This is a genomic window from Streptomyces sp. URMC 123, from assembly GCF_051386515.1.
GTDB lineage: Bacteria > Actinomycetota > Actinomycetes > Streptomycetales > Streptomycetaceae > Streptomyces.
Map to the genome: position 1 here is coordinate 17,738 of NZ_JBPQTV010000004.1, position 22,871 is coordinate 40,608.

General features: G+C 75.4%; 19 protein-coding genes. 12 read left to right on the forward strand and 7 right to left on the reverse strand.

Annotation, left to right across the window (positions count from 1 at the left end; all coding sequences use genetic code 11):
- Positions 1 to 115 precede the first annotated feature (115 nt).
- From ACSNOD_RS01405 to ACSNOD_RS01420, 4 genes are all read left to right on the forward strand, one after another.
- Complete coding sequence (locus tag ACSNOD_RS01405; protein ID WP_436764822.1) at positions 116 to 1,039, forward strand: MBL fold metallo-hydrolase; 924 nt, start codon at positions 116 to 118, stop codon at positions 1,037 to 1,039.
- Positions 1,040 to 1,236: 197 nt separating this feature from the next.
- A complete protein-coding gene (locus tag ACSNOD_RS01410; RefSeq protein WP_436764823.1) occupies positions 1,237 to 2,886 on the forward strand; it encodes a dihydrolipoyl dehydrogenase family protein in 1,650 nt (549 codons plus the stop codon).
- 123 nt (positions 2,887 to 3,009) lie between these two features.
- Positions 3,010 to 3,447: a hypothetical protein gene (locus ACSNOD_RS01415; protein ID WP_436764824.1), complete on the forward strand. Its 438-nt coding sequence runs from the start codon at positions 3,010 to 3,012 to the stop codon at positions 3,445 to 3,447.
- A gap of 27 nt (positions 3,448 to 3,474) precedes the next feature.
- Positions 3,475 to 4,884, forward strand: coding sequence for a sensor histidine kinase (locus tag ACSNOD_RS01420; protein WP_436764825.1), 1,410 nt, complete (start codon positions 3,475 to 3,477; stop codon positions 4,882 to 4,884).
- A 130-nt stretch (positions 4,885 to 5,014) separates the two neighbouring features.
- Here ACSNOD_RS01420 and ACSNOD_RS01425 read toward each other — a convergent pair whose 3' ends face one another.
- Positions 5,015 to 5,521, reverse strand: coding sequence for a GNAT family N-acetyltransferase (locus tag ACSNOD_RS01425; protein ID WP_436764826.1), 507 nt, complete (start codon positions 5,519 to 5,521; stop codon positions 5,015 to 5,017).
- Between the two features lie 108 nt (positions 5,522 to 5,629).
- Here ACSNOD_RS01425 and ACSNOD_RS01430 point away from each other — a divergent pair, with 108 nt between their 5' ends.
- The gene (locus ACSNOD_RS01430) at positions 5,630 to 6,436 is read left to right on the forward strand and encodes an exodeoxyribonuclease III (RefSeq protein ID WP_436764827.1); all 807 of its coding nucleotides are present in this window, start codon (positions 5,630 to 5,632) and stop codon (positions 6,434 to 6,436) included.
- A gap of 58 nt (positions 6,437 to 6,494) precedes the next feature.
- On the opposite strand, the gene ACSNOD_RS01435 is transcribed toward ACSNOD_RS01430, so the two are convergent.
- The 3 genes from ACSNOD_RS01435 to ACSNOD_RS01445 form a co-directional block, all read right to left on the reverse strand.
- A complete protein-coding gene (locus ACSNOD_RS01435) occupies positions 6,495 to 6,674 on the reverse strand; it encodes a hypothetical protein (RefSeq protein ID WP_436764828.1) in 180 nt (59 codons plus the stop codon).
- 109 nt (positions 6,675 to 6,783) lie between these two features.
- Positions 6,784 to 7,005 (reverse strand): DUF2277 domain-containing protein, encoded by a 222-nt coding sequence (locus tag ACSNOD_RS01440; protein WP_436764829.1) that lies wholly within the window; start codon positions 7,003 to 7,005, stop codon positions 6,784 to 6,786.
- Between the two features lie 99 nt (positions 7,006 to 7,104).
- Positions 7,105 to 7,833 carry a MerR family transcriptional regulator gene (locus ACSNOD_RS01445; protein ID WP_436764830.1) on the reverse strand — a complete coding sequence of 243 codons (729 nt, stop codon included), beginning with the start codon at positions 7,831 to 7,833 and terminating at the stop codon, positions 7,105 to 7,107.
- 338 nt (positions 7,834 to 8,171) lie between these two features.
- Between ACSNOD_RS01445 and ACSNOD_RS01450 the strand changes: the two genes are divergently transcribed.
- The 5 genes from ACSNOD_RS01450 (at position 8,172) to ACSNOD_RS01470 (ending at position 13,705) form a co-directional block, all read left to right on the forward strand.
- Entirely contained in the window at positions 8,172 to 9,830 is a 1,659-nt protein-coding gene (locus ACSNOD_RS01450) for a flavin-containing monooxygenase (protein ID WP_436764831.1), read from the forward strand.
- Positions 9,827 to 10,852 carry an alpha/beta fold hydrolase gene (locus ACSNOD_RS01455; RefSeq protein ID WP_436764832.1) on the forward strand — a complete coding sequence of 342 codons (1,026 nt, stop codon included), beginning with the start codon at positions 9,827 to 9,829 and terminating at the stop codon, positions 10,850 to 10,852. The genes ACSNOD_RS01450 and ACSNOD_RS01455 overlap by 4 nt, the downstream gene beginning before the upstream one ends.
- On the forward strand, positions 10,852 to 11,799 hold the full coding sequence (locus tag ACSNOD_RS01460; protein WP_436764833.1) for an SDR family oxidoreductase: 948 nt from the start codon (positions 10,852 to 10,854) through the stop codon (positions 11,797 to 11,799). The genes ACSNOD_RS01455 and ACSNOD_RS01460 overlap by 1 nt, the downstream gene beginning before the upstream one ends.
- A 119-nt stretch (positions 11,800 to 11,918) precedes the next feature.
- Positions 11,919 to 12,101: a hypothetical protein gene (locus tag ACSNOD_RS01465; RefSeq protein ID WP_436764834.1), complete on the forward strand. Its 183-nt coding sequence runs from the start codon at positions 11,919 to 11,921 to the stop codon at positions 12,099 to 12,101.
- A gap of 179 nt (positions 12,102 to 12,280) precedes the next feature.
- The gene (locus ACSNOD_RS01470; RefSeq protein WP_436764835.1) at positions 12,281 to 13,705 is read left to right on the forward strand and encodes a hypothetical protein; all 1,425 of its coding nucleotides are present in this window, start codon (positions 12,281 to 12,283) and stop codon (positions 13,703 to 13,705) included.
- 76 nt (positions 13,706 to 13,781) lie between these two features.
- Here ACSNOD_RS01470 and ACSNOD_RS01475 read toward each other — a convergent pair whose 3' ends face one another.
- Positions 13,782 to 17,279: a S41 family peptidase gene (locus ACSNOD_RS01475; RefSeq protein ID WP_436764836.1), complete on the reverse strand. Its 3,498-nt coding sequence runs from the start codon at positions 17,277 to 17,279 to the stop codon at positions 13,782 to 13,784.
- 250 nt (positions 17,280 to 17,529) lie between these two features.
- Between ACSNOD_RS01475 and ACSNOD_RS01480 the strand changes: the two genes are divergently transcribed.
- Positions 17,530 to 18,726, forward strand: a complete 1,197-nt coding sequence (locus ACSNOD_RS01480; protein WP_436764866.1) for a serine hydrolase domain-containing protein — start codon at positions 17,530 to 17,532, stop codon at positions 18,724 to 18,726.
- 308 nt (positions 18,727 to 19,034) lie between these two features.
- Entirely contained in the window at positions 19,035 to 19,841 is an 807-nt protein-coding gene (locus tag ACSNOD_RS01485) for an SDR family NAD(P)-dependent oxidoreductase (protein ID WP_436764837.1), read from the forward strand.
- Between the two features lie 43 nt (positions 19,842 to 19,884).
- On the opposite strand, the gene ACSNOD_RS01490 is transcribed toward ACSNOD_RS01485, so the two are convergent.
- Complete coding sequence (locus ACSNOD_RS01490; protein ID WP_436764838.1) at positions 19,885 to 20,832, reverse strand: EamA family transporter; 948 nt, start codon at positions 20,830 to 20,832, stop codon at positions 19,885 to 19,887.
- Between the two features lie 250 nt (positions 20,833 to 21,082).
- Positions 21,083 to 22,843 (reverse strand): penicillin-binding transpeptidase domain-containing protein, encoded by a 1,761-nt coding sequence (locus tag ACSNOD_RS01495; protein WP_436764839.1) that lies wholly within the window; start codon positions 22,841 to 22,843, stop codon positions 21,083 to 21,085.
- Positions 22,844 to 22,871 lie beyond the last annotated feature (28 nt).

A 22,871-nucleotide genomic window follows, 5' to 3' on the forward strand; every position in this document is an offset into this window, starting at 1 on the left:
GGGCGAAGTATCGCCTCCTGACCCCCGAACAACCCGCCCCGGGCGAGACGATCGCGTATGGAGAGGGCGCTTTCGATTATTGGCCGTCTCTCCCCACCCGCCTACCGTCGAAGACATGCAGACGATCACCTTGGGCGCGGTGGACATCACCCGCGTCGTGGAATGGCATGCTCCGGTCGCTCCCACCTCCGCCGTCTTCCCGGGCGCCACCGCGGAGATGTGGCGCGCCAACGAGTCCTGGCTGGCACCCGACTTCTGGCGGCCGGACACCGACGACCTCGTCGCCGTCGCACAGACCTGGGTGCTGCGCAGCGAGGGCCGCACGATCCTCGTGGACACGGGCATCGGCAACGACAAGACGCTGTCCGACATGCCCGCCTGGTCCGGGCTGCGCACCGACTTCCTCGGCCGGCTGGAGGCCGTCGGCGTACGCCCCGAGGACGTGGACGTCGTGGTGAACACCCATGTGCACGCCGACCACGTCGGCTGGAACACCCGGCTGCGCGACGGCGCATGGGTGCCGACGTTCCCCAACGCCACCTATCTCATCGCCAAGGCCGACTACGACTACTGGCACCCGTCGAACACGCGGCCGAAGGTCGGCTCCCTGGGCGGTGTGCCGCTCGAAGGGGACCGCGCCACCATGTTCCGGGAGAGCGTGGAGCCCGTGCACCTGGCCGGCCAGGCGGTGCTCTGGGAGGGCGGGCACACCATCGACGGCAACCTCTCCCTGGAGCCGGCGCCGGGGCACACCCCCGGATCGGCCGTGCTCCGCCTGGCCTCGGGCAGTGACCGCGCGCTGTTCATCGGCGATCTGGTGCACAGCCCCCTGCAGTTCGTGGAGCCGGACTGCGACACCTGCCTGAGCGAGGACCAGGCGGCCGCGACCCGCTCGCGCCGCCGCGTGCTGGAGTGGGCCGCGGACACGCGCTCCCTGGTCTTCCCCGCGCATCTGCCCGGCCACGGCGGGGCGGAGGTGCGGCGGGACGGCAGCCGCTTCGCGATCGAGCGGTGGGCGGCGTTCGACCGGGTGGCCTGACCGGGAACCGCGCACAGATACTGCGCCCGTGCCGCCGCCGGTTCGCCGGAGCGCGCCGTGGTGGCCGATGTCCGTGGCCGGATCGCGTCCTGTGGCCGGATCGGCGGCCCGGCGGAAGGATGGGCACCGCGGCACCGCCGGCACGCCCGCCGGCCCCAGGACACTCGCCGGCACCCCGAGAGAGGCGGTCAGCGACCATGAGCCGGACCCCGGAGACGGTGGTGGAGGACGCGTACGACGTCGTGGTGCTCGGCGCCGGGCCGACGGGCGAGAACCTCGCCGACCGGGTTCGCGCCGCCGGGCTCACCGTCGCGGTCGTCGAGAGCGAACTGGTCGGCGGCGAGTGCTCGTACTGGGCGTGCATGCCCAGCAAGGCGCTGCTGCGCCCGATGGCGGCGCGCGCGGCGGCCGGCGCGGTGGCGGGCGCCCGGGAGGCCGTCTCGGGCCCGCTCGACGCCGACGCCGTGCTCGCCCGCCGCGACTCCTTCGCGGCGCACTGGAAGGACGACGGGCAGGTCTCCTGGCTGGACTCGGTCGGCGCGGAGCTCATCCGCGGCCGGGGCCGGCTCGACGGCCCGCGGCGGGTCGCGGTCGAGGGCCCGGACGGGGGACGGCGGCTGCTGACCGCCCGGCGCGCGGTGGCGGTGTGCACCGGCAGCCGGGCGCTGCTCCCCGAACTGCCGGGGCTGGCGGAGGCCCGGCCCTGGACCAGCCGCGAGGCCACCTCGGCCAAGGAGGTCCCGGGCCGGCTGGCGGTCGTCGGCGGGGGAGTGGTCGGGGTGGAGATGGCCGCCGCCTGGCGCGCCCTGGGCTCCGAGGTGACGCTGCTGGTCCGCGGCGACCGGCTGCTGCCGAGGATGGAGCCCTTCGTGGGCGAGTACGTGGCCGAGGGACTGTCCCGGGCGGGGGTGGAGATCCGTACGGGCACCTCGGTGACGGCCGTGCGCCGCCGCCCGGAGGACGGCATGGTCTCCGTGACGGTGACGCTGACGGCGGACAACGGCCGTACGGAGGCACCGGCCGCCCGGGGCGGTACGGGTCGAGGCGCGAGCAGTGCGGGCGGAGGCTCGGACAGTACGAACGCCGGCCCCGGCAGTACGGGCGCCGGCGAGCGCGCCGCGGACGGTGCCGAGCGCCGTACGGATGGCCCGGCCAACCGTACGGACCGCACCGGCCGCCGTACGGACGTCGTCGTGGACGAGGTCCTGTTCGCCACCGGCCGCGCCCCCCGAACGGACGACCTCGGCCTGGAGACCGTCGGCCTCGAACCCGGCTCATGGCTGGAGGTCGACGACACCTGCCTGGTCAAGGGCGTCCCGGGCGAGTGGCTGTACGCGGTCGGCGACGCCAACCACCGGTCGCTCCTGACCCATCAGGGCAAGTACCAGGCGCGGATCGCGGGCGCGGCGATCGGCGCCCGCGCGCGGGGCGGGCCGGCGCTGGAGACCGGCCCCTGGGGCGCCCACGCCGCGACGGCCGACGCGGCGGGCGCGCCCCAGGTCGTGTTCACCGAGCCCGAGGTGGCGGCCGTCGGCCTGACGGCCGAGCAGGCGCGCCGCCGCGGACTGCGGGTGCGGGTGGTCGACTACGACCTCGGGCGGGTCGCCGGCGCCGCGCTGTACGCCGACGACTACCGGGGCCGGGCCCGCATGGTGGTCGACCTGGACCGCGAGGTGCCGGTCGGCGTCGCGTTCGTGGGGCCGGGCGTGGGCGAGCTGCTGCACGCCGCGACCGTCGCCGTGGTCGGCGAGGTCCCCCTCGACCGCCTCTGGCACGCCGTCCCGGCCTATCCGACGGTCAGTGAGGTGTGGCTGCGGCTGCTGGAGACGTACCGGGACGAACCGTGAGCTCACCGCCCCCGCCGGGGACCGCCCCCGGATCGAATTCGTGAGCGAACGCGCGTGGCACTATGTGGCGCGTACGAAGCTTTCACCCGCCCCTATGAGGACAGTGTGCGCCCCCTATCCGCCGTGATCCGCGCCCTCGCGCTCGGTGTGGTCCTCGGCTGCGCCTGTGCCTGCGCGGAGCCCGGCGGGCTGCGGGTCGAGGGCCCGGCCGTCTCGCCCTCCCCGCGCACCCGCCCGGTCTTCGTGGCGGACATGAGCGGGCACCCGGCGCAGCGCCCGGCCGTTCTGCGGCTCACCGAGCGGGTCACCCTGTCGCAGCTGCGCTGGAGGTCGTGGGGCGGGGACTCGGCGGAGGCGGTCGGCAGCGCCGGCGGCGACTGGTGCCTGCCCGACTGCCGGGAGCGGCCGCAGCCGGTCAAGCTGCGGCTGAGCGGCATGGTGCGGCAGGAGCGGCTGGGGTACTACACCCGCGCCGGGGTGGTGTCGGACGCGGTCGCCGGCCTGCCCCCGGAACTCGCCGGCGAGCTGCGGGATGTGCGGCTGCGCATCCCGCGGCTCTGACAGTACGGCGCGGGGCGCGGATCGCGCATGGGCATACGGTCCCGGATAGGTCTCGCCATCGCCTGCACCGCCGCCCTGGTCGCGGTCCTGGTGGGGCTGCTGGTCCACCACCGCGCGGGCAGGGCCCAACTGGACTCCGCGCGCGAGGTGCTGGACACCCGCTTGCAGGACGCCGTCCAGGACCACGCGGCGGGCGTGGACCACTACCGCACGCTGGTGAACCCGCCGGACCTGCCGCCGCGGCTCTGGGCGGCCGTCCAGACGGGCCGCCGGGCCACCTATCTGGACAACGGGCGGGACGGCCGGGACGGCCGGAGCGGACAGGACGCGTGGCCGGAGGGCTACGGCGGCCATGGAGCCGGCCCCGCTGGCCATGGAGCCGGCCAGGGTGGCCACGCGGCGGGTTCGGGCGGTGAGAGCCCGCCCGGCCGGGGCGCCGACGGCAGGCCCGCCGGCCCCCCGGGCAAGGCGGCGCAGACGGGCCCCACCCTGTGGGCGGCGACCAAGCTCGGCGACGACGTCATCGCCGTGCGCCGCGACTACGGACGCGAGGCCCGGGCCCTGCGCGACCTGGACCGGGTGCTGTGGCTCGCCGGCGGCCTGGGCACGGGCGTGGCCAGCGTGGTCGGCCTGCTGGTCGCCGCCGGGCTGGGGCGCCGGCTGACCGTTTCGGCGGACACCGCGCAGCGGATCGCCGAGGGCGATCTCACGGCCCGGCTGCCCACCCGGGGCAAGGACGAGATCGACCGGCTGACGGCGGCCGTCAACACCATGGCCGACGCGCTGGCCGCCCGGCTCCAGGCGGAGCGCGAGGTCACCGCGAACATCGCGCACGAGCTCCGTACGCCGGTGGCCGGACTGGTCGCGGCGGCGGAGCTGCTGCCGCCGAGCCGCCCCTCGGAGCTGGTGCGGGACCGGGCCCAGCGGGTCAGGGCCCTGGTGGAGGACGTGCTGGAGGTGGCCCGGCTCGACAGCCGGGCCGAGTGGCCCGAGACCGAGCCGGTGCTGCTGAGCGCGCTCGCCCGGCGGGCGGTGGGCGCGGCCGGCGCGGGCGACGACCCGGGGGTGCGCGTACGGGTGACGGCGGACGCGCTGGCCGAGACGGACGCCCGCCGGGTGGAACGGGTGCTCGCCAACCTGGTCAGCAACGCGCTGCGGCACGGCGCGGCGCCGGTGACGGTGGAGGTGGCGGCGCCGGTGATCAGGGTGCGCGACGCGGGGCCCGGCTTCCCGGAGGACCTGCTGGCGCACGGCCCGCAGCGGTTCCGGTCGGGCGCCCGGGACCGGCAGGGGCTGGGCCTGGGGCTGACCATCGCCATGGGCCAGGCGCGGGTGCTGGGCGCGCGGCTGACCTTCGCCAACCCGGAGGGCGGGGGCGCGGAGGCGGTGCTGGACCTGGGCAACGCGGTGGAGATCGACGACACGCCCGCGCCCTGACGCCGCCCGCGACCCGTACGGACGGAAGCCGTGACGCGTACGGATCGAAGCCGCGACGCGTACGGAGCGAGCCCGCGACCCGTACGGAGCGAGGGCCGAGCCCGTGACCCGTACGGGGTCAGGACGGGTGTCAGGGCCGCACGGAGTCCCGCGCGGGCGCGGGGACCAGCGGCTTGGTGAAGCAGTGGCAGCCGCACTTGTCCCGGTACGGCCCGAACTTCGTCTCGGCGGGCACGTACCCGCTGGAGAGGTAGAGGGCTATGGCCTCCGGCTGCTGGTCACCGGTCGACAGCACCATCCGCAGCCGCCCCGCCGCGCGGGCGTCCTTCTCCAGCTCGGCGAGGATGCGCCGGGCCATGCCCCGCCCGCGCGCCTCGGGCACCACGTACATGCGCTTCACCTCGGCGTCGCCGTCGGCGAACCCCTCGGGGGAGGCGTCCATCGTGCGCCAGCCGCCGCTGGCCACCGGGTGCTCGCCGTCGTAGGCGAGCAGATACAGGCCGTGCGGCGGGGCGAACTCCGCCGGGTCCGGCAGGGACACGTCCCCGTCGCCGTAGCGCTCGACGTATTCGAGCTGAACCTGATCGTCGAGCTTCACTGCGTCGGGGTGGTCGTAGCGCACACGGCGGATCAGCATGCGCTCCATCGTACGGGTGAGCGATCGGGCGGCGGGCGGGATTTCCGACCGGGGCCGGCACGTCACGTAGGCTGCCGGGGTTGTCCTCCGCCCCTTGGGGAGCCTGTCTTGCTGACCGTGACCACCGTCAATGTGAACGGACTCCGTGCCGCCGCGAAGAAGGGCTTCGTCGAGTGGCTGGCCCGCACCGAGGCCGATGTGGTGCTCCTCCAGGAGGTGCGCGCCGAGCCCGGGCAGCTCCCCGCCGAGGTCCGCGACCCGGCCGGCTGGCATGCCGTGTACGCGCCGGCCGCCGCCAAGGGCCGGGCCGGGGTCGCGGTCTACACCCGGCGCGAGCCGGAGCGGGTGCGCGTGGGCTTCGGCTCGTCGGAGTTCGACGCCAGCGGCCGGTACGTGGAGGTGGACCTGCCGGGGCTGACCGTGGCGAGCCTCTATCTGCCCTCGGGCGAGGTGGGCACGGAGCGGCAGGACGAGAAGGAGCGCTTCATGGCCGCGTTCCTGCCGTACCTGGCGGAGCTGCGGGAGCGGGCCGCCGCCGACGGCCGGGAGGTGCTGGTGTGCGGTGACTGGAACATCGCGCACCAGGAGGCGGACCTGAAGAACTGGAAGGCGAACACCAAGAAGGCGGGCTTCCTGCCGGAGGAGCGCGCCTGGCTGACCCGCGTGTTCGAGGAGGAGCGGTACGTCGACGTCGTACGGCGGCTGCACCCGGGGGTGGCCGGGCCGTACTCGTGGTGGTCCTACCGGGGCAAGGCGTTCGACAACGACAGCGGCTGGCGGATCGACTACATCGTCGCGACCGCCGGTCTGGCGGAGCGCTGTGTGAAGGCCCATGTGGAGCGGGCGGCCAGCTACGACCTGCGGTGGAGCGACCACGCGCCGGTGACGGCGGTCTTCGAGCGGCGCGCGGGGTAGCGGGCCCCACGGGCGTGCGCCCCGCGCCCCGGTCCCCAAGCGTCAGGGGCTCACGGGCTCACAGCGGGCCGCCGCCCGCCGGTGCCTCCTCCGCGTCGTCCGACTGCCAGCCCTCGGGAGGCTCCATATAGGGCGAGCAGTAACCGCACGCCGTGCACGCGTAGCGTCCGTACGTCCCGAACGCCTCAGCGCCGCACTGCTTGCAGTGGTGCTTGGTGATCTCAGGCAGTACTGACACCCGACGACCCTCTCTCTCCGTGCTGTCGAGCGTACCCAGCGCATCGGCGAGCACAAGGGTCCGGGACCGCGCGGACCACCATGGGTCGGGCGGGGACGGGAACGGGCTGCTACGCCCCGCGGTGGGCGCCGCGGATCTCCAGACCGTCGAGGAGGCGCCGGGTGGCCTCGGCCACCGCGTCCACCGCCTCGTCGAAGACCTCGCGATTGTGGGCGGCGGGCGCCCGGAAGCCGGAGATCTTGCGGACGTACTGGAGGGCTGCGGCCCGGATGTCGTCCTCGCCGACCTCGGGCGTGGCCGGCGGACGGAGGGTCTTGATGCTGCGGCACATGTCACCAGTGTGCGCCGCCCGCCACGCCTCCGGGCCGCGAACGGCTCGCAGTACTGCGGCCCGGAGGCGGTTCTCAGTACTGGGAGCCGCGAACGGTGCTCAGGACCGCGGGTCGCCGCCGGACTCCCGTTCGGCCCGCATCCGGCGGTCCATGGCCATCGAGAGCTCCGCCTCGACGACGCTCTTGGCCAGCGGGCGCAGCCGGTCCAGGGCGGCCGTGACGGGCTCCGCCGAGGGGGCCCGGCCGGCGTCCGCGCCCACCACGTGGTGGCGCACGAGGGTGGTGAAGAGCTCGGCGAGCGCGTCGGTGTGCGCCCGTACCTCCTTGGCCGCCGCGAGGACGGCGGCGAGCGGCACGCCCTCCCGTACGAGTGCGGCCGAGACATCCAGCAGCCGCCGGCTGACGTGCACGATCGCGTCCCCGTCGACGGCGAGATAGCCGAGGTCGAGGGAGGCGGCCAGGTTGTCCGCGGTGACATCGGCGGCGAAGTAGTCGGCGAGCTCCTCCGGGGTGAGCCGGACCGGGGTCTCCTCGGTGAAGGTCTGGTGGAAGTCGCCGGAGAAACCGAGCAGTTCGGCGACGTCCCGGCCGCTCTCGAAGGCGGTGATGAGCTCCGCGATGCCGCCCAGCGTGTGACCGCGTTCGAGCAGCGCGGCGATCGTCCGCAGCCGGGCCAGATGGTGGTCGTTGTACCAGGCGATCCGGCCCTCCCGGCGCGGCGGCGGGAGCAGCTTGCGCTCGCGGTAGAAGCGCAGGGTACGCACGGAGATGCCGGCTCGTTCCGCCAGCTCCGCGGTCCGGTACTCGGAGGGATCGTCGGTCGCCACGCCCCGCACCCTAGCCGCCCGGCGGCCCGCGGACCGCTGCCCGGCGGTTGCCCGGCGGTTGTCCGGCGGCTGTCCGGCCGGCCGGTGGGCGTCCCCGGCCGCCGCCCGCGCCGCGCGGGGTTCGTGCGACGGATGTGCGCGGCCCCCTACCGCGCCGTAGCGCTCTGGCCTACTCTCCCATCATGCCAGTGATTGCTGGCACAGTCGTTCAGGAGTCGTTCCCGGCAGTGGGAGGCAGCGGCATGACAGAGTGCCAGAACGGTCGGACACCACCCGAGCATCAGCCGCAGCCGCCAGCGCGGTCCCGGACGCGCGCCCACCCCCGGGAGCTCTCCCACGTGCGCGTCGCCGTGATCGGCTCCGGCTTCAGCGGGCTGGGCGCCGCCGTGCGGCTGCGCCGCGCCGGCATCACGGACTTCGTCGTCCTGGAGCGCGCGAGCGCCGTCGGCGGCACCTGGCGGGACAACACCTATCCGGGCTGCGCCTGCGACGTGCCCTCCCACCTGTACTCCTTCTCGTTCGCGCCCAACCCCCGCTGGCCGCGCAACTTCTCGGGCCAGCCGCACATCCGGGCGTATCTGGAGGACGTCGCCGACACCTTCGGGCTGCGCCCGCACATCCGCCTCGACTCCGAGGTGCGCGGCCTGCGCTGGAACTCCCGGGAGCTGCACTGGGAGATCGACACGGCCACGGGCCCGCTCACCGCCGATGTGGTCGTCTCCGGCACCGGCCCGCTCTCCGACCCCAAGATCCCCGACATCCCGGGTCTCGACGGCTTCCCCGGGCAGGTCTTCCACTCCGCGCGCTGGGACCACGACGTCGAGCTGCGCGGCAAGCGCGTGGCCGTGGTCGGCACGGGCGCGTCCGCGATCCAGATCGTGCCCGCCGTCCAGCCGGAGGTGGGCCGGCTGACGCTCTTCCAGCGCACCCCCGCCTGGATTCTGCCGCGCCTCGACCGGCGGATCACCGCGGCCGAGCAGTGGCTGCACAGCGTCGCGCCGGTCACCCGCGCGGTGCGCCGCGGAGTGCTGTGGGGCGTACGGGAGTTGCAGGTCGACTCGTTCGCCCGGCGGACCGGCGGCATGCGGGCGGCGCAGCGGATCGCCCTCGCCCATCTGCACCGGGCGGTGAAGGACCCGGCGCTGCGGGCCGCGCTCACCCCGGACTACACCATCGGCTGCAAGCGCATCCTGCTGTCCAACGACTTCTATCCGGCGCTCACCCGCCCCAATGTCGACCTCGTGGCGTCGGGCCTGGCCGAGGTGCGCGGCTCCACGCTGATCGCCGCCGACGGCAGCCGGGCGGAGGCGGACGTCCTGATCTTCGGAACCGGCTTCCGGGTCACCGACATGCCGATCACCGAGCGGGTCACCGGCGCGGACGGCACCACCCTGGCCGAGTCCTGGCGGGGCGGCATGGCGGCCCTGCGTGGCACCAGCGCGGCGGGGTTCCCCAACTTCCTCACGATCATCGGCCCCAACACCGGCCTGGGCAACAGCTCGATGATTCTGATGATCGAGTCCCAGCTCACGTATCTGATCGACTTCCTGCGGCAGTTGGACGACCTGGAGCGCGCCGGCGGCAAGGCCGCGCTCGACGCCCGCCCCTCGGCCGTGGGCGCGTGGAACCGGCGGCTCCAGGACCGGATGCGGCACACGGTGTGGAACACCGGCGGCTGCGAGAGCTGGTATCTGGACGCGCACGGGCGCAACACCACTGTCTGGCCGGGCACGACGAGCGAGTTCCGGAAGGCCACCCGGGAGGTGCGGCTCTCGGAGTACGCGGTGCTCCGGGCGCCGAGGGCCCCGCGCGCCGCCGCGGGGGCGGCGGGACCCGTCCTCGCGGGCGAGCCCGCCCGGGCCGGCGCGGACCCGGTGCCGCCGGCCACGGCCGGGGCGGGAACACCGGATGCGTCCGGGGCCGGGGTGCCTGCCACGTCCGGGGCCGGGGCGCCGGCCACGGACACCGCCCGGGCCGGCGCGGCGGTGACCCGATGAGCCGCGAACCGCGCGCCGTGGCGCGCCGCCGGCCCCTGGCGCGCCGCCGCACCGTCGATCCGATCCCGGGCGGCTACGGGCCGCCCGAGCCCCTGCACGAGCCGACCGTGACCTCCGCCGACGGCTCCCGGTTGCACGCCCAGGTCCACGGCCCGGAGGGGGCGCCCGCCGTGGTGCTGGTCCACGGCTGGACCTGCTCCACCGCCTTCTGGGGGCCGGTCGTGCGGGAGCTGGCCGCCGACCACCGGGTGGTCGTCTACGACCAGCGGGGCCACGGCCGCAGCCCGGCCGCCGGCCCCGGGGGCTACAGCACCGACGCCCTCGCCGACGACCTGGAGGCCGTGCTGGGCGCGACGCTCGCCCCGGGGGAGCGCGCGGTGCTCGCCGGGCACTCGATGGGCGGCATGACCATCATGGCGGCGGCCGACCGGGCCGCGGTGCGGGAGCGGGCGGCCGGGATACTGCTGTGCAGCACCGGCAGTTCCCAACTGCTGGCGGAGGCGCTGGTCATACCGCTGCGCGCCGGGAAGCTGCGCACCTTCGCGCACCGGGTGGCCCTCCAGGCGCGCACGCCCCTGGGGCCGGTCACCCCGCTGGCCATGCGGGTGCTCAAGTACGCGACCATGGGCGCCGCCTCGGCCCCCGAGGCGGTGGCGGCCTGCACCCGTATCGTGCACGCCTGCCCGCCGCCCGTACGGTCCCGGTGGGGCCGGGTGCTGTGCGAGCTCGACCTCGACCGGGGCCTGGGGTCCCTGACCGCCCCCACCACGGTCCTCGTCGGCACCGCCGACCGGCTCACGCCCCCGCCCCACGCCCGCCGGCTGGCCGAGGCGCTGCCCAACTGCACGGGGCTGATCGAGCTGCCGGGGGTGGGCCATATGACGCCGATGGAGGACCCGGAGACGACCGCGGCGGCCATACGGGGGCTGGTGCGCACAACGCTCGCCGGGCCGGCCGGGGGAGGCGCGACGGTGCCCGCGCAGAAGGCCCGTTCCACGGGGAAGGAGGCGACGGCGTCGTGATGGCTCACCGGGTCCTGCGGGGCCGGACCGTCGTCGTCACGGGCGCCGCCCGCGGCGTCGGCGAGCTGCTGGCCAGGAAGCTCGCCGCCCGCGGCGCCAGGCTGGCGCTGGTCGGCCTCGAACCGGAGCGCCTGGGCGCCCTCTCCGAGCAGTTGCCCACCGACTCCGCCCACTGGTACGCGGACGTGACGGACGCCGAGGCGATGGCGGCCGTGGCGGAGGCGGTGGCCGGGCACTTCGGGCGGGTGGACGCGGTGGTGGCCAACGCCGGGGTGGCCACCGGCGGCCCGTTCACCGACTCCGACGCCGCGTCCTGGAACCGGGTCGTCGAGGTCAATCTGCTGGGCAGCGTCACGACCGCCCGGTCCTTCCTGCCCGCCCTGCTGGCCTCGCGCGGCTATCTGCTGCAGATCGCCTCGCTGGCGGCGATCGCCCCCAGCCCCCTGATGACGGCGTACTGCGCCTCCAAGGCCGGGGTGGAGGCGTTCGCGCACAGCCTGCGCACGGAGGTGGGGCACCGGGGCGTACGCGTCGGGGTCGGCTATCTCAGCTGGACCGACACGGACATGGTGCGCGGCGCGGACGAGCACGACGTCATGCGGGAGTTGCGCGGCCGGCTGCCGTGGCCGGCCAACCGCACGTATCCGCTGGGCCCGGCCGTCGACCGGCTGGCCGACGGCATCGAGCGCCGGGCCGCGCACGTCTACGGGCAGTGGTGGCTGCGCGGGATGCAGCCGCTGCGGGGGGCGCTGCCCTCGCTCATCGCGCTGGGCTCCGGCCGGGAACTGCGCCGGGTCGAGCCGCTGCTGGCGGCCGGGCCCCGGACGTGGGGCGGCCTGGTGGGCGCGGGCGGCGCGGCGGACGAACGGGCGCGGCGTGGCGCGGCGGACGAGCGGGTGCCGGGCGGTGCCGCGGGCGAACGGGCGCGGGAGGGAACACCCTCGTAGCGCATGTGAAATGCGAAGAATGTCCGACCGTGTCACGCTGGTCGGGGCCCGCTCCGGCAAGCCCGGCGCGGGTCCTCACCCACCCGGTTCACCCGACGAGGAGTGACACATTCATGGGCATGCAGGACAAGATGAAGAGCAAGGCCGAGCAGGCCAGGCGGAAGATGCAGGAGCAGAAGGACGACGCGCAGCAGCGGGGCCAGCAGGCCCAGGACAAGCTGCGCGAGCGCTCGCAGAAGGGCCGCGAGGGCGAGCGTCAGCAGTCGTTCGACGACATCCGCGACGAGCTCGACGACCGGTGAGCCGGGCGGGTCCCGCGTCCCCGCACGCGTGACCCATGGTGAGCTGTGGTGAGGGGCGCGCCGGACACCCGGCGCGCCCCTCCCGCGCGCCCGGCCCTCGGCGCTCACCGGAGCACCGGCCCCCGCGACCACGGGATACCCTTCCGATCGCAAAAACGATCACAGGGGGGACCTTCCACGTGGCACGCAGAGCCCGTATCACCGCTCCGGCCGCCGCCGTCACCATCGCCGTCGCGGCCGCCGTACTGACCGGCTGCGGCGGACAGGACAAGGGGGCCGACAAGCCCCCGTCCTCGCCGTCGGCGAGCACCGGCGCTCGGCCCGCGTACAGCGGCAAGAAGCTCCCCGGGCTCGCCGCCACCGCCGCCTGGAGCCTGCCGAAGCCGAGCGGCGGCGCCTCCGTCATCGCGGTGGGCGACGCCTTCGCCGTCGTCTCCGGAGGCCCGGGGGCGGCGAAGCCCTCCGAGGGCGGCCCGAACGGCGACCGGGACCCGGCACGGCGCGAGGGCCCGAAGACGGTGGAGTTCCGGGACGCCGGCAGCGGGTCCGTCCGCGCGACGGTGACCGTGGAGAAGGGCCGGGTGTACGCGGCCACCTGGCACGGCGCGCCCGCGCTCCGCGTCGACGTGGAGAAGGACACCCCCTCCGACGGGCTGACCGCGGCCAAGCGCGCCACGGTCTCCGAGATCTACGACGCCCGGGGCAAGAAGCTCGGGCAGGCCGACACCTCGGCAGGCTCGCGCCGGATCGACGACGCCTGGGTGTTCGACTCCGGCCGGAAGGTCACCCCCGTCGAGGGCGGCCAGGAGCACACGCTGCCGGGCAACAAGGAGATCTGGCGCACCCAGGGCCCCGCCGAGACGGACCGGGGGCGGACGGGCGAGCCCGGCCGACTGGCCATCGGCGACCACGTCTTCACCTCCGAGGAGGCCCCGGGCGCCTCCCCCTTCGTCCACCCCAAGCGGCTGATCGTCAGCGAGGCGGCCACCGGCCGGAAGGTGTGGACCGCCGCCGAGGCGGAGAAGCCCGCGCGGGCGGTGGGCGAGGGACCGGCCGACGGCCCGTACGCGCGCCCGGTCACCGTCGTGGGCGACAAGGCCGTGCTGGCCTGGCGGACCACGGCGGAGGGGAAGGTCACGGAGCCCTGGCAGCTGGCCGTGCACGACATCAGGACCGGGCGGCTCGTGGCCACCGGCCCGACCGTGCAGGCCAGGTCGTGGTCCATCGACCAGGAGCGCGTCGGCGAGGACCAGTTCCTGTACGTGACGTACGACCCGTCGACAGGACTGCTGGCCACCACGGGCCGCACCGACTCCGCACGGGAGCTCACCACCGTCTGGGAGCTCGCCACCGGCAAGCAGGTGTGGACGCAGGAGCAGGACGAGACGAGCCTCGCTCCGCTGTCCGCCGGCAACGGGGTGCTGTACGGCGCGACCAGCCAGTACGCGGGCACGTGGAGCCAGCTCGTCGCCGTCGACCTCAGGACCAAGCAGGTGCTCGCCAAGCCGGGTGAGGTGGAGACCGACGAGATTCCGGCCTTCAGCAGTACGGGTCACGGGGCGGTCGTCCTGGACGAGGGCGTCTTCGTCTTCCCGAAGCAGTAGTTCTGTCCGAAGCGGTAGCTGTTGCGAAGGAGTAGCTGCTCCCGAAGCGGTGGGTCTTCTCGGGGAGAGGCCGTGATCAGCCCGCCCTCGGCGGGAGCTTGGGCCGGCGCAGGTCCGGGACGTCGGAGTAGTCCGGCGGCCCGGCCGCCGGCTCCCGCTCCAGCAGCTCCAGCGCCACCTCGACTGCGTCGGAGAGCTGTCGGTGGCGGCCCTCCGCCCAGTCCAGCGGCGTCCGTTCGGCCTCGATGTCGGGTTCGACGCCGTGGTTCTCGACGCCCCAGCCGTACCGCGTGAACCACGCGGCGTTCATCGGCACCGTGATGACCGTGCCGTCGCCCAGCCGGTGGCGGCCGGTCATGCCGACGACCCCGCCCCAGGTGCGCAGCCCCACCACGGGCCCGAGCCCCAGCAGCTTGAACGCCGCGGTGATCATGTCGCCGTCGGAGGAGGTCATCTCGTCGGCGAGGGCGACGACCGGCCCCCGGGGCGCGTTCGAGGCGTACGAGACGGGCTGCGCGTCCCGGGTCAGGTCCCAGCCGACGATCCTGCGGGTGAGCTTCTCGACGACGAGTTCGCTGATGTTGCCGCCGGCGTTGCCCCGCACGTCCACGATGAGGGAGGGGCGCGAGAGCTCCATCCGCAGATCGCGGTTGAACTGGGCCCACCCGGAGCCGCCCATGTCGGGGATGTGCAGATAGCCGCACTTGCCGCCGCTCAGCTCCCGGACGACCGCGCGCCGCTTGGCCACCCAGTCCTGGTAGCGCAGCGGCCGTTCGTCGATCAGCGGCACGATCGCGACCCGGCGCGGCGGACCCTGAGCGCTGCCCGCGCCGCTCGCGCCGCCCTCCGCCGCGGGCGGGACGAAGGTCAGCTCGACCGTGGTGCCGCCGGCCGCCGCCAGCAGCGGGTAGGGCCCGGCGACCGGGTCGACCGCCCGGCCGTCCACATGGGTGAGCAGCCAGCCCTCGCGGATGCCGCTGCCGGCCAGCGGCGAGCGCGCCCGGGAGTCGGACGACTCGCCGGCCAGCACGCGCCGCACCGCCCAGCCGCCGTCCTTGGTGGGGGCGAAGTTGGCGCCCAGCAGCCCGATGGGGCGCTGGTAGTGCGGCGGCCCCTCGTTGCGGCGGGCGGGGGTGACATACGCGTGCGAGGTGCCCAGCTCGCCGAGCACCTCCCGCAGCAGATCGGCGAACTCGTCCGGGGATGCGACGCGTTCGACCAGCGGGCGGTACTGGTCCAGCACCCCGTCCCAGTCCACCCCGCACATGCCCGGCTCCCAGAAGTAGGCGCGGACGATCCGCCCGGCCTCGTCGTACGCCTGCCGCCACTCCGCCGCCGGGTCCACGTCGTGCAGGATGCGCCGTGGATCGAGCACGACCGTCGAGTCGGAGTCGCCCGGCTCGGTCGCGGGCACGGCCCGCAGATCGTCATCGTCGTCGTACACCAGCCGGGTGCCGTCGCCGCTGACGGCGAACCAGTCCAGGTGCGTGACCAGTTCTGTGCGCTTGGCCTTCACCAGGTCGAAGTGTTCGAGCGTGGGGCGGCCGGTGGTGTCGGCCGGGTTGGCGAAGGTCTCGCCCAGCGCGCCGGAGATCGGCCAGCGCAGCCAGACCAGGCCGCCGCCGGCGACCGGGCGCAGCGAGGAGTACTTGGAGGCGGCCACCGGGAACTGCACGACCCGGCTCTCCAGCCCCTCCACCTCCACCAGTACTGAGCCGTCGCCGATCGGGCCGGAGTCCTGCGGGTCCAGGCCGCCCGCCGCCGGCCGGCCCTCCGCCGAGAGCGCGAACGGCGACGGCGTGGCGGACGACAGCGGCACGAGATACGGCCGGCAGCCGAGCGGGAAGGAGAGGTCGCCGGTGTGCACGTCGTAGACCGGGTCGAAGCCGCGCCAGGACAGGAACGCCAGATAGCGGCCGTCGCGGGTGAACACGGGCTGCTCGTCCTCGAACCGGCCGTTGGTGACGTCGACGATGGTCCGGTCCGCGAGCCGGGCCAGCTTGATCAGCCGCAGCGAGCGGCCGATGCCGGGGTGGGACCAGGTCAGCCAGCCGGAGTCGGGGGAGAACGCGAGGTCGCGCACGGGGCCGTTGATGGACCGGATGAGCTCCACGACGCCGTCCTCGGCTTCCGCGCCGCCCCCGCCGTCGCCCTCGGCAGCACCCCCGCCGCCCGAAACCTCGCCTTCCGAAGCTTCGCCACCCGGAGCCTCGCCGCCCCGAACCGGACCCTCCCCGTCCGGCACCGGCACGATCAGCAGCCGCCCGTCGTGCGAGGCCACCGCCAGCAGACTGCCGTCCGGCGACGAGATCAGCTCGTGCACCCGGCCGAGCCGCCCCGACGCCAGCCGCAGCGGCTCCCGGCCGCCGCTCGCCCGCGGCAGATACGCCACCTCGATGGCGTCCTCGCCCTCCGCGTCCGTGACGTACGCGACGCGGCCGGTGGCGCCCAGCATCTCCGGCAGCCGCACCCGTACGCCCGGGGTGTCGCAGATGGTCCGGGCGGGGCCGTCGCGATGGGTCAGCCAGTAGAGGCTGCCGCGCACGCACACCGCGCTGGCCCGGCCGGTGGTGTCCACGGACAGCGCGTTCACATGCGGGGCGGCGGGCGCCTGATACGTGCGCCGTCCGGCCCGCGGCCCGCCCAGCCGGACCACCAGCTTCCGCGGGCCGGCCCCCGGACCCAGGTCGTCCACCAGATAGAGATCGCCCGCGCACTGGTAGACGACCCGGGAGCCGTCGGTCGAGGCGTGCCGGGCGTAGAACGCGTCGTGATCGGTGTGGCGGCGCAGGTCGGTGCCGTCGTGCCGGCAGGAGTAGAGGTTGCCGACGCCCTCGTGGTCGGAGAGGAACGCGATCCGCTCGCCCACGAACATCGGACAGTCGAGGTGCCCGTACAGCTCCGGCAGCAGCCGCTCGCCCCGCAGCCACAGCCGGCCCATGGCGCCCCCGCGGTAGCGCTTCCAGGAGGCGGGCTCGTGCGGCGGCTTGCCGGTGAGCAGGAGCGTGAGGTGCTCGCCGCGGACGTCGGCGACGGCGATGTCGGACACCGGACCCCACGGCAGCCGGCTGCCGGGGCCGCCGTCGGTCGGCACCTTGTAGCTCCAGGAGAAGTACGAGAACGGCTGGCCGTGCGAGGCCACGGCCAGGATGTGGGCGGAGCCGTCCGCCTCCGGCGGGGTCCAGCCGCAGACGCGGGTGTCGGTGCTGCCCCAGTAGGTGAGCCGGCGGGCCGGGCCGCCGGCCACGGGCACGAGGTGGATCTCGGGGTCCAGGCTGCGCCAGGTGGTGAACGCGATCTGCCGGCCGTCGGGGGAGAACCGGGGGTGCGAGACCCGGGTGCGGTCGACGGTCAGCCGCCAGGCGCGGGTGGGGGCGGCACCCGGGCCGGTGGCCAGGGGTGCCAGCCACAGGTCGTCCTCGGCGGCGAAGCAGACGAGGCCGCCGTGGAGGTGGGGGAAGCGGAGGTAGGCGCCGGCGGTGGCGCCCGCGCCGTCGGGGCTCGTGACGGCCGCGCCGGCGGCCTCCGTGGGCGCCGCGGCGAGGGGCGGGGTGAGGCGCGGTTCTTCGCTCACCCCACCCATGGTTCGGCGGGGCGTTCCCCGCGGCAACTCGGGGGACCGGCGGTACGGGGGCGGGCCGGCGCCGCCCTGTGCCACCCCACGGGCCGCGCCGTCCGTACGGGATCGGGCCGCGCCGGCCGTACGCGCCCGGGGTGTGACGGACTCGGGCCCCCGCCCGCCGCCCCCCACCGGGAGACAGGCACTATGGGAGGTCGACGGTTGACGGGTCAACGGAGTACGGCAGGAGCGCGAACCAGTGGTGGTGGACGTCCAGGGCACGGTGGCGGACGGCTTCGAGCCGGTCCGGGACGCCTTTGTGAAGAACTTCGCGCACGGCGGCGAGCGCGGCGCGGCGGTCACCGTCCACCGGCACGGCCGCAAGGTCGTGGACCTGTGGGGCGGCGTGGCCGACGCGGACGGCGAAAGCCGCGACGGCGCCCGCCCGTGGGCCGAGGACACCGCGCAGATCGTCCGCTCCGCCACCAAGGGCGTCGCCGCCGCCGTACCGCTCCTGCTGCACCAGCGCGGACAGCTCGACCTCGACGCCCCGGTCGGCACGTACTGGCCCGAGTTCAAGGCCCACGGCAAGGAGCGCGTCCTCGTACGCCATCTGCTCTCCCACCGGGCCGGCGTGCCCGCGCTCGACCGCTCCCTCACCCCCGCCGAGGCCGCCGACGGCGAGAGCGGGCCCGCGGCCGTCGCCGCCCAGGCCCCCGCCTGGGAGCCCGGCTCGGCCCACGGCTACCACGCGCAGACCTACAGCTGGCTCCTCGGCGAGCTCGTCCGCCGCGTCACCGGGCGCACCATGGGCCGCTGGGTCGCCGAGGAGGTGGCCCGGCCGCTGGGCCTCGCCGACTCCCTGTGGATCGGGCTGCCCGAGGACGTCGCCGCGCGCGGCCGGGTCGGGCGCATAGCCGACGTGACCGCCCCCGAGGCCCCCGCCGGCCCCGGGCTCAAGCTGCGGCCCAAGCGCAGCGTCACCGACGCCTGGAGCGACCCCGGCTCGCTCACCCGGCGCGCCTTCGCCGCCATCGACCCCCTCCCGGACGAGAACGACCCCGGCTACCGCGCCGCCGAACTCCCCGCGTCCAACGGCATCGCCACCGCCCGGGCGCTGTCCCGCTGCTACGCGTCCCTCATCGGCGAGGTGGAGGACGGCGTCCGGCTCTTCGCGCCCGCGACGCTGACGCTGGCGCGCACGGAGGAGTCCGCGGGCCCGGACCGGGTGCTGGTCGTCGGCACGCGCTTCGGCCTCGGCTACATGCTGCACGGGCCGGCGTGCCCGCTGCTCTCGCCCGGCTCGTTCGGGCACCCCGGGCGGGGCGGGTCGCTCGCCTTCGCCGACCCGGAGTCGGGGATCGCGTTCGGCTACGTCACCAACGGCATGCAGCGCAACGTCACCGCGGACCCCCGCGCGCAGGGCCTGATCCGCGCCCTCCGCACGGCCCTCGCCGCGTAGAGCGCGTCTGCCGGGGCCCCGCCCGGCCACCGCCGGAAGGTGCCCCGGCGCACGTGCCCGCCTCGGGCCGGACACGCCCGCGTCCTGGCCGGCCTCCGGCAGGGCCGGCCCCGGTACGGGGAGATCCTTCGTCCCGCGCCCCCTCCGGCCGACGCCGAGCCGCGCCCCGACACCGTGCGCCGCGCCACGTACGAGACGCCGCGCGCCCCGGCACCGCATCGGCGCGCGCCTCCACCACCCCCGTACGCCCCGGGAAAAACACCCGCACCGGGCGACGTAAACACACCCCGCGCGGGAAGAACCGCCGCATGCGGCGATTCGAGGGGTACAGCGTTCTGGTCACCGGTGCCGGGCGGGGCATCGGGGAGGCCATCGCCCGCCGGCTGGCCGCCGAGGGCGCCGCCGTGCTCGTCACGGACGTCGACGGCGAGCGCGCCGACCGCGCCGCCGCCGCGCTCCGCGCGGAGCTCGACGGCGGCGGCGCCGGTGGCGGCACCGCCGAGGCCCTGGCCTGCGACGTCGCCGACCGGGCGGCCGTGGAGCGCGCCGTCGCCACCGCCGTGGAGCGGTTCGGCGCCCTGGACGTGCTCGTCAACAACGCCCTGTCCTGCCACCCGGACGCGGCCCGCTTCGAGGACGAGTCGGACGAGACCTGGCACCGCGATCTGGACATCACCCTGACCGGCGCGTTCCGCTGCGCCCGTGCCGCGCTGCCGCATCTGGCGGCGGCGCCCGGGGGCCGGGGCGCGATCGTCAACATCGGCTCGGTCAACGGCGAGCGGGACTTCGGCAATCACGCCTACAGCGCGGCCAAGGCCGGGCTGGCGAGCCTGACCCGCACCCTCGCCGGGCGCGCGGCCGAGCGCGGCGTACGGGTCAATCTGGTGGCCCCCGGCACCGTGCACACGCCCAACTGGGACGGCCGCGAGGCGGGTTTGGCGCGGGCCGCCGCGCACTATCCGCTGGGCCGGGTCGGCCGCCCCGAGGACATCGCGGCGGCGGTCGCGTTCCTCGCCTCCCGCGACGCCTCCTGGATCACCGGGGTGACCCTGCCCGTGGACGGCGGCCTGCTGGCCGTCGACACGGCCCTGCGCCACGCCCTGACCGGCGGCTGAGAACCGGAGTCCGAGCCCCGGTCGGCGCCGCGGGCAGGCGCGCTCAACCCGCCCGCAGCATCAGGGCGATGCCCGCCACCATCAGCCCCGCCGCCACCATCCGCGGCGCCCCGAACCGCTCCTTGAAGAACAGCGCGCCGATGGCCGCCCCCACGATGATGGAGGACTCCCGCAGGGCCGCGATCGGGGCGAGCGCGGCCCGCGTCTGCGCCCAGAGGACCAGCCCGTACGCGAGGACCGACAGGCCCGCGCCCACCAGTCCGCGCACCGCCACCGGCCGCAGCTGCGCCGCGAGGGCCCCGCGCCGGCTCGCCAGCGCGTAGAGGGGGATGGCCAGCCCCTCCAGGATCATCAGCCAGCCGATGTAGCCGAGGGGCGTGCCGGAGGCGCGCACGCCGAGGCCGTCGACCACGGTGTAGCCGGCGATGGCCAGGCCGGTGCCCAGGGCGGCGAGCACCGCCGGCCACTGCGCGCCCCCGCCGGCCACCGCACCCGCGCTCGTACGTGCCGCGCCCGTACGCGCAACGCCGTCACGGACAACGCCGGTACGCACCGCGCCCGTACGCGCCGCGCGGCCCGGCCCCCGTATGCCCCACAGCGCCAGCCCGAGCAGGCCGGCCGAGGCGACGAGGATGCCGGCCGCGCCCCACGCGTTCGGGGTCTCGTGCGCGAACACGGCGGCGAGCACGGCCACGACCAGCGGCGCGGTGCCCCGGGCGATCGGATACATCTGGCCGAAGTCGCCGAGCCGGAACGACCGCATCAGCAGCGTCATGTAGCCGACGTGGAGCACGGCGGAGAGCAGGAGGTAGGGCCAGGCGCCCGCGGCCGGCAGCGGCGCGCAGCAGACCAGTACGGCGCCGATCGCCGCGCCGCCGCCGCTCACCAGCGTGAAGGCCAGTACCTGGTCCTTGATGCCGTGGGCGATGGCGTTCCAGGTGGCGTGGGTGACGGCCGCGGCGATCACGGCCGCGGCGACGAGCGGGGTCATACGGCGGCGCCGCGAACGCCGTACGACCCGCCCGGCCTGTGAAGATCGCTCCTCGTCATGGCCCCGACGCTAGTCAGGGGACCGGTGTAGGGGCCACGCGATGGCCCTGTGAGCCGCGCCTCACCGGCCCGTCACCCCGCCGGGCCGGGCCGCCGCCGACCTCGTACCGCATGCGAACCGGCCCCCGTGCCGCACGCGAACCGGCCCCGTACAGCCGCGAACGGCCCCGTACCGCACGCGTACCGCCCGGTCAGCCCGCCCGCAGCACCGCCGCGACGACCGGCCCCGCCGAGGAGCCGCCGTGCCCGCCGGCCGGCACCACCGCCGCCGCGGCCAGGTCCCCGCGGTAGGCCGCGAACCACCCGTTGGGCTTCTCCTGGCCGTCGACCTCCGCCGAGCCCGTCTTCGCCCCCACGTCCCCGCTGATCCCGCGCATCGCCTCCGCCGCCGTGCCCGACGCGGCCGTCAGCCGCATCAGGGCCTTCAACTGCCGGGCCACCTCGGGCGACATCGCCCGGCTCGCCCTGGCCAGCGGGCGGTTGTCCAGCGAGGGGGAGACGACGACGGGCTGGCGGAAGACGCCGGTGCGCGCCGTGGCCGCGATGGACGCCATGGTCAGCGGGTTCATCCGCACCCCGCCCTGGCCGATCAGCGACGCGGCCTTGCTGGCCGCGCTCTGCACCGGCACCGTGCCGTCGAACGTCGGCACCCCGGTCTGCCAGTCCAGCCCGATGCCGTAGACGTCCCGCGCCTCCTGGGTCAGGGCGTCGTCGGGCAGCTTCTCGGCCTGGCTGATGAAGGCCGTGTTGCAGGAGCGGGCGAAGCTCTGCGCGAAGGTGCCGCCCGCGATCTCGAACTGGTCGAGGTTCTGGAACCGCCAGCCCCCGTACGCCGAGAACTTGGGGCAGGGGTGCGGCTTGTCGTTCACCGCCAGGCCCTTCTCCAGCAGCATCGACGCCGACACGATCTTCATCGTGGAGCCGGGGGCCAGCGAGCCCTGGAGCGCGGTGTTGAACCCCTCCGCCGGGGAGTTGGCCACCGCCAGGATCTCCCCGGTGCTGGGCTTGAGCGCGACCACGGACGCCTTGCCGTGCCGGGCCACCGCCTGCTCGGCGGCGCTCTGCAGCCGCGCGTCGAGCGTGGTGCGCAGCGTGCCGGGGGTGCCGGTGGAGAGCACCTTGAGGGTCTCGTCGGCCTGCTTCTCGCTCTTGGTGCCGTCGGCGTTCACGCTGCCGGGCCGGTCGATCCGCAGCTCCACGCCGGGCGCTCCGCCGGCCCGGGTGCCGTAGCGCTCGCGCAGGCTCGCCAGGACGCCCGCGAGCGCGGGGTGCGACTCCTTCGTCAGCTCCTTGCCGTTGCGGTCCACCGCCTTGATCGGCGGGGCCTCGCCCGGACCGGTCCGCAGGGTCTCGCCGCGCCGGAGGCCGGGGTGGAGCACGGACGGCTGCCAGTCGACCAGCGCCCGGCCGGTCGCCCTGCCGCGCACCACGGTCAGCGCGGACCGGTAGCTCCACCGCTCCCGCAGCGTCTTCCCGGGGCCGCCCGGGGCCCCCGACGGCCGGGCCTCCCCTTGGGCCGGTGTCGGGGCCCCCGAGGCGTCCGGGGCCTTCGCGGCCTCCGCGGCCGGGTCGTACACGATCTCCGCCGCCACGGAGAAGGGCACCTTCGCCCCCTCCGGCGCCCCCGGCGTCAACGTCACCCCGGTGACATGTGCCTCGTCCCGGTAACCGGTCAACGCGGTTTTCGCCGCGTCACGGTTGTCGGTGAAGGAGGCCGCCCTGTCCACGTCGCCCGCCGCCCAGGCGTCGAGGAACTCGCGGGCGGTGCTCTCGATCTCGGCGGCCGTGGGCGGTCCGGTTCGCACCGGTTCCGGGCCCTTGCCGTCGCTCGCCGCCGTGCCGAACGTGCCGTCCGTACCGTCGCCCAGCAGGGTGTACGCGCCTAATCCGGCGGCTCCCAGTACTGCGGTGAACACCCCACCCACGACGGCGACTTTCGCGCCTGTGCGCATTCGCGGACCCCCAAGTCCCCAGCCCTCC

What these genes read in the sequence shown, in the direction of transcription:
- ACSNOD_RS01410 (WP_436764823.1), top strand. Translation starts at nt 1,237, where the DNA reads ATGAGCCGGACCCCGGAGACGGTGGTGGAGGACGCGTACGACGTCGTG.
- ACSNOD_RS01465 (WP_436764834.1), top strand. Translation starts at nt 11,919, where the DNA reads ATGCAGGACAAGATGAAGAGCAAGGCCGAGCAGGCCAGGCGGAAGATG.
- ACSNOD_RS01485 (WP_436764837.1), top strand. Translation starts at nt 19,035, where the DNA reads ATGCGGCGATTCGAGGGGTACAGCGTTCTGGTCACCGGTGCCGGGCGG.
- ACSNOD_RS01495 (WP_436764839.1), bottom strand. Translation starts at nt 22,843, where the DNA reads ATGCGCACAGGCGCGAAAGTCGCCGTCGTGGGTGGGGTGTTCACCGCA.
- ACSNOD_RS01490 (WP_436764838.1), bottom strand. Translation starts at nt 20,832, where the DNA reads ATGACCCCGCTCGTCGCCGCGGCCGTGATCGCCGCGGCCGTCACCCAC.
- ACSNOD_RS01460 (WP_436764833.1), top strand. Translation starts at nt 10,852, where the DNA reads ATGGCTCACCGGGTCCTGCGGGGCCGGACCGTCGTCGTCACGGGCGCC.
- ACSNOD_RS01405 (WP_436764822.1), top strand. Translation starts at nt 116, where the DNA reads ATGCAGACGATCACCTTGGGCGCGGTGGACATCACCCGCGTCGTGGAA.
- ACSNOD_RS01455 (WP_436764832.1), top strand. Translation starts at nt 9,827, where the DNA reads ATGAGCCGCGAACCGCGCGCCGTGGCGCGCCGCCGGCCCCTGGCGCGC.
- ACSNOD_RS01425 (WP_436764826.1), bottom strand. Translation starts at nt 5,521, where the DNA reads ATGCTGATCCGCCGTGTGCGCTACGACCACCCCGACGCAGTGAAGCTC.
- ACSNOD_RS01420 (WP_436764825.1), top strand. Translation starts at nt 3,475, where the DNA reads ATGGGCATACGGTCCCGGATAGGTCTCGCCATCGCCTGCACCGCCGCC.
- ACSNOD_RS01440 (WP_436764829.1), bottom strand. Translation starts at nt 7,005, where the DNA reads ATGTGCCGCAGCATCAAGACCCTCCGTCCGCCGGCCACGCCCGAGGTC.